At 52.5% G+C, this 297-nt stretch carries 1 protein-coding gene; it reads right to left on the reverse strand.

The features are described 5' to 3' along the window. Positions 1-297 (reverse strand): hypothetical protein (locus ACO0LN_RS30355; RefSeq protein WP_422980495.1); only part of this gene is annotated, 297 nt, incomplete at both ends.

Consider the following 297-nt stretch of genomic DNA (forward strand, 5'->3'; position numbering starts at 1 on the left):
CTTGTGTTACTGCTGTGTCGTTGGTCAGTTCGATGTTACCGATGTTGCTGATACCGTTGAAGTCACCGATGGAAGCGTTTGTTGCATTACGCAGTTCGATAACGTCGTCGTTCTTTTGGCTGTTGTTCGTGGTGTTGTTATCCACTGCACCACCGTTGATCGCGTGGGAGCCATTGAAGTTGGCATCAGAGAAGATGATACGGTCGGCTGTGCGGCTTGCACCTTCTTCGCCGTTGTAGCTGAAGCGGCTTGTGGCGCTCAGTGTACGTGCGTCGATGACGACTGCGCTTTCAACGG

It is taken from the genome of Undibacterium sp. TC9W (genome assembly GCF_049339865.1).
In the GTDB taxonomy this organism is placed as follows: Bacteria; Pseudomonadota; Gammaproteobacteria; order Burkholderiales; family Burkholderiaceae_D; genus Undibacterium.